Raw genomic sequence first — 4,307 nt, forward strand, 5'->3', positions numbered from 1 at the left:
CCGCGCCTCGCTGCCACCAGACGTCGTCGCTGCCGCCAAGGAGGCCCTGCTCCGACGTGTGCACGAGTTGGACGCGCACCAGGCCCTTGCCCTTATCCAGCTCCTGTCGGGCGTGCGCTGATGGAATCGTACTCCCTTGACAACTCGCAACTCAGGTATACTCCCTTGTACCTATGAACCAACAGCTTGCAGCGCACCTTGGTGCCATCGTCCGCCTCGCCCGGGAGCAGATGAGCCTGACGCAGGTCCAGGTCGCGGACCGCGTGGGACTGGCATCCGCCGTCTACAGCAGAGTTGAACGCGGGCACATGATTCCCAGCGTCGAGACGATGAAGAAGCTGTGCATCGAGCTGATGGTCTCCCCGGAGGACTTGATGGGGTTGACCGAGTCCTCGAACAGCGGAGCGCGGGCGCGGCCGGAGGACGACGCCGCGATGCGCCGACTCATCTTCGTCGCACGGAAGCTCGACGCAGGAAAGATGGACGCCCTCCTCCACGTCGCCACCGAGCTGGCCCGCTGAAGCAGCCCCCAGGGAGCCCCGAGCAGAGAGAGCAAGCATGGAGGGCAGGGCCCCACACCTCGAGGCCCTGCACCGGAACACGAGCCCCCTGGCTGAGCGGACCCCGGCGATGACGGAGTGCCTCCCGACGAAGGCCCCCGCTACGCCGCGCCGCGCTCCCGCAGCGCCTCATTCACGTCGGAGAGCTGCGCCTCCAGGCTCTTCTTCCTCAGTTGGAGGCGGGCCACATCATCCAGCCCCGCCTCCTCGTCGAGGTATCTCTCCCTCGGAGGGTCGGACTCCACGTCATCACGCACTTCCACTGTGAGGACGTCGCCCGCGCGGATGTTGTTGGCGTAGCACCACTTCAGGTGCTCGCGGTGCTCCCTACCCACGGAGCCCCCCACATGGAGCGTCAACTCCGGGTTTGCGTTGGACTCGTCGTGAGGGCGGCGCACCCACGTCAGGATGGTGGAGAGGACGCCGAAGTCCGGCACCCCCGCAGTGGTGATGTGCCGGCCATTGCGTAGGACGCGGAAGCAAAGCATCGGCGACCTACTCCTTCTTGAGGCCCAGCTCGTGCTTCTCCAGGCCCTCCGGGTAGAGGCCGGCCTCGCCGAACTCCACCTTGTCCCGCAGCTTCCCTCCCTCGGACACGACACGGGCCGCCTCCTTGATGGCCTCCGCACGCCCGTAGGGCTCGCGGAGCTGGGCGTGGGCAACACCCCGCAGCGCATCCCGCATGTCCGCCGCCGTCGTGAAGCGCTCCTCGGGGTTGAGGCGCAGCGCGGTGTGCAACACCGCCTTGAGGTCCTCGTTGAGGTGAGCCACCGCCTTCTCGACGACGTCCGGGTTGAACGCCGCCATGAGGGACTGCATCTGGTGCAGCGGCAGCGAGGGCGGCACCTCCGTGCGGAACCGAGTCTCCTTCGCTGCCACCACCGGGAGGTCATGCACCTCGAACAGGTGCTTGCCCGTGAAGACCTCCACCAGCATCACCCCCAAGCTGAAGACGTCGGAGCGCGGCGTCAGCCTTTCCATGCGCAGGTATTCGGGGCAGCAGTACGCGACGTCTCCTCGCAGCAGGGTCTCCGGCGATTCCTCGCGTCCCACCATCACCGAGTACGCCGCGCCGAAGTCCAGCACCTTCACCTCCCCGTGGAGGCCCAAGGCGATGTGCCGGGGACTCACGTCACGGTGGATGATGCCCAGCGGCTTACCGTCCTCTGATGTCAGCGTGTGCGCGTAGTGCAGCGCGTCCGCCACCTCCGCCCCCACGTACAAGCCAAAGCCTTCCGAGAGGGGCTGGCCTCTCACCAGCGCCGCGCACACCAGCGTCTCCATCGAGGGCCCGCCCACATACTCCATGACGGTAAAGGCGACGTCCTCCACCTCGTCCGCCTGCATGTGGAAGATTTGAGCGATGTTGGGGTGGGTGAGCCGGAAGGCCAACTGCACTTCTTCAATCATCCTCTGACGCTGAATGTACGTGAAGGGACTGGAGAGCTGGCGGACCAGACAGGGGCCGGACAGCACGCCATCCGCCACGCGCCGCTCCACCTCCACGAGCCGCTCGCCGTTCGGCCGCACCTCCAACTGCCTCACGCCTTCGTACCGCACGCCCTCCACCTCGAAGCGGACGTGCGCCGTACCGCGTGAAGACAGGGTGGGGATGCGGGGCGGTAACTCCTCCGTCGTCACTTCATCTTCTGAGCGCTTCGGCATGGCTGTGAATCCTCCTGAACGCAGGGCTGCGGCTCGACGGCCAACGGACCTCTTCGTCACTGGAAACCGCACCAGAAAGGCAAGGTCCAGTTAACTTGACCGTCGAACTAACATGACCTTCCCGGCCTGTGAAGCCTTCTGGCACTCCTAGCGGACAGCGCGCAGCCCCATGAGCGCCTCTCCTGGGTGCAAGGCGCCCCAGCCCTGGCGTCACCTGCAGGCCCTGGCCGTTCGCAAAGGAAAAATGACTCGTGAGCGAAACCGCTGACTGGGTCCGATTCGCACACTGGCCCGTCGTGTCTTCGTCGAAGGTGAGCGCCTGGCCTTCACTCCGGAGGAGAAGGCGCTGCTGAAGCACACGGCCTCCGAAGTGGGCATCAGCGACGGCGAAGCCGAGAGCGCGCTCGCCACGGAGGAGGGCACGTGACTCGGGAACACGCGGCGTGAGCACCAACAGTCCTAAGCATCCAGGAGTCGCGATTCGTTTCGCCGCCCCGGATGCGGTCCGCTGACCCGGCCCCTGGAACGTCCGCGGGGCACACCTCGACTCGGCGCTGTCGGAACCTGGAGCCGAGGCTTTCTACCTCCCTGAAACTAGGACCAGGAGACGGAGGAGCGGCGACTCCGCCCGCCTGGAGCGCCTCTTTTTTGCGCTGGCCTCCGGGACTTCTCGTCGTCGAAACTCGCGCGATGAGCCAGAAGAAGCTCTCCCGAAACGCGCGGTGCCCCTGCGGAACAGGCCTGAAGTACAAGTCTTGCTGCTACAGCAAGGGCTTCCACTACGTCGTCGATGACAGCGGAAACGTTTCCCGCTCAGTCCCTCTCAACGAGGAGGCCGTCGCGCTCCTTGAGCAACAGAGAGAGCGCTTCATCGCGAAGCACGGACGCCCTCCTGGGCCCAATGACCCTATCTTCGACCCGGAAGACATGGCCGACGAGGATATACGGACTGCGGAGATGGTGGCCGCCATGGCCAGGGCAGACATCCACCCTGCCCTCATTCACGCCTACCAGAAGACAGGCCTCCTCCTCACAGAGGAGAACAGGCACCTCATGCCAACGAGCCACGTCGAGGAGTTCGAGAACGCCGTGGACGAGTACTACGCCCTCCATCCAGAAGAGGACGAGGGCCTGGATAGCTGAGACGCAGCTTCGGGCCACACCGGGCTCCTGGAAGAGAGCCCGGCACCTCGCCCAAGGCCCAGACTCAGGCGGGCGTCACCTTGTCGAAGGGGCGCACCACCTTCCTACCGTCGGAGACGCGCGCCAACGTCACCGTCTTCGCCTTCTCGTCGACGGCCTTCACCTTCGCCGTGAAGGCGCCCCGCCCCTGCTTGTAGCGCACCTCCTGCCCCTCCGCGTATGGGACGGACGTCGCGGGGCCGGGACTGGAGCTGGTGGCTGCGGGCATGGGCTTCGCTGCGCGTCCCGCCCCATGCGGGCGCCCTCGGCCCTTCTGGGGCGCGGGCCCGGCCTTCGCAGGCTTCGGTGCGGCCTGCGGCCTCACCCACTTGCGCACAGGCACCGAGGACGGGCGCTTCGGCGCGGGCACGGACGCGGAGGCGCGCTTCGGCGCGGACGCCTCACGGGTTGGGCCAGCCTCAATGCCCAGGAACTGAACAACCTTCTCCAGCAGCTCCAGTTGCCGCCTCTGCAGCTCCAGTTGCCGGCCCATCGTCTTCTCCACCGCCTCCGCCACCGCAGCCTGAATGGTGCTCTTCATGTCGTTCTGCATGCGCTCTCGCTCTCCTCGCGGACCACCCGGCCCGCATATTCCTCAACACTCAAGACAGCCTCTTGCACTCACGCTACACCAGGGAGTCCAGGCATTCGGACTCCCGTCTCAGAATGAAGCCTTCACCTCGCGCCAGCGCTCGCGCTGCATCTCCCACGCCCCCCCGTGTGCAACGGCTCGGAGGACTCGCTCGCTGAGCGGCTCTGCCCCCTCGACGGCCTCGAGGAACAGCACCTCCTCCTGGATGTCGGGCGCCAGCAACCGCAAGTCCAACAGGTGCGTCACACGCGCCCGGGTAAAGCCCAGTTGACTCGCGACGTCCGCCGCGCTCGCCACGAGCCCCCGCT

The 4,307-nt window shown here is 66.4% G+C and carries 7 protein-coding genes; 3 read left to right on the forward strand and 4 right to left on the reverse strand.

Going from position 1 to position 4,307, the window contains the following annotated elements; genetic code table 11:
• Window positions 1-173: 173 nt before the first annotated feature.
• Entirely contained in the window at window positions 174-521 is a 348-nt protein-coding gene (locus FJV41_RS48170) for a helix-turn-helix domain-containing protein (protein ID WP_141593885.1), read from the forward strand.
• A 140-nt stretch (window positions 522-661) separates the two neighbouring features.
• On the opposite strand, the gene FJV41_RS48175 is transcribed toward FJV41_RS48170, so the two are convergent.
• On the reverse strand, window positions 662-1,048 hold the full coding sequence (locus FJV41_RS48175) for a hypothetical protein (RefSeq protein ID WP_141593886.1): 387 nt from the start codon (window positions 1,046-1,048) through the stop codon (window positions 662-664).
• A gap of 7 nt (window positions 1,049-1,055) precedes the next feature.
• Window positions 1,056-2,225: a serine/threonine-protein kinase gene (locus FJV41_RS48180; RefSeq protein ID WP_141593887.1), complete on the reverse strand. Its 1,170-nt coding sequence runs from the start codon at window positions 2,223-2,225 to the stop codon at window positions 1,056-1,058.
• A gap of 319 nt (window positions 2,226-2,544) precedes the next feature.
• Here FJV41_RS48180 and FJV41_RS48185 point away from each other — a divergent pair, with 319 nt between their 5' ends.
• Window positions 2,545-2,652, forward strand: a complete 108-nt coding sequence (locus FJV41_RS48185; RefSeq protein WP_246137890.1) for a DUF2379 family protein — start codon at window positions 2,545-2,547, stop codon at window positions 2,650-2,652.
• Window positions 2,653-2,915: 263 nt separating this feature from the next.
• Window positions 2,916-3,368, forward strand: coding sequence for a YecA family protein (locus FJV41_RS48190; protein ID WP_141593888.1), 453 nt, complete (start codon window positions 2,916-2,918; stop codon window positions 3,366-3,368).
• Between the two features lie 64 nt (window positions 3,369-3,432).
• Here FJV41_RS48190 and FJV41_RS48195 read toward each other — a convergent pair whose 3' ends face one another.
• Together FJV41_RS48195 and FJV41_RS48200 are read right to left on the reverse strand one after the other, a co-directional pair.
• Entirely contained in the window at window positions 3,433-3,960 is a 528-nt protein-coding gene (locus FJV41_RS48195; RefSeq protein WP_141593889.1) for a PspA, read from the reverse strand.
• 108 nt (window positions 3,961-4,068) lie between these two features.
• A partial coding sequence (locus tag FJV41_RS48200; RefSeq protein ID WP_246137889.1) for a hypothetical protein occupies window positions 4,069-4,307 on the reverse strand: 239 nt, incomplete at its 5' end.

The organism is Myxococcus llanfairpwllgwyngyllgogerychwyrndrobwllllantysiliogogogochensis (genome assembly GCF_006636215.1).
Classification (GTDB): domain Bacteria; phylum Myxococcota; class Myxococcia; order Myxococcales; family Myxococcaceae; genus Myxococcus; species Myxococcus llanfairpwllgwyngyllgogerychwyrndrobwllllantysiliogogogochensis.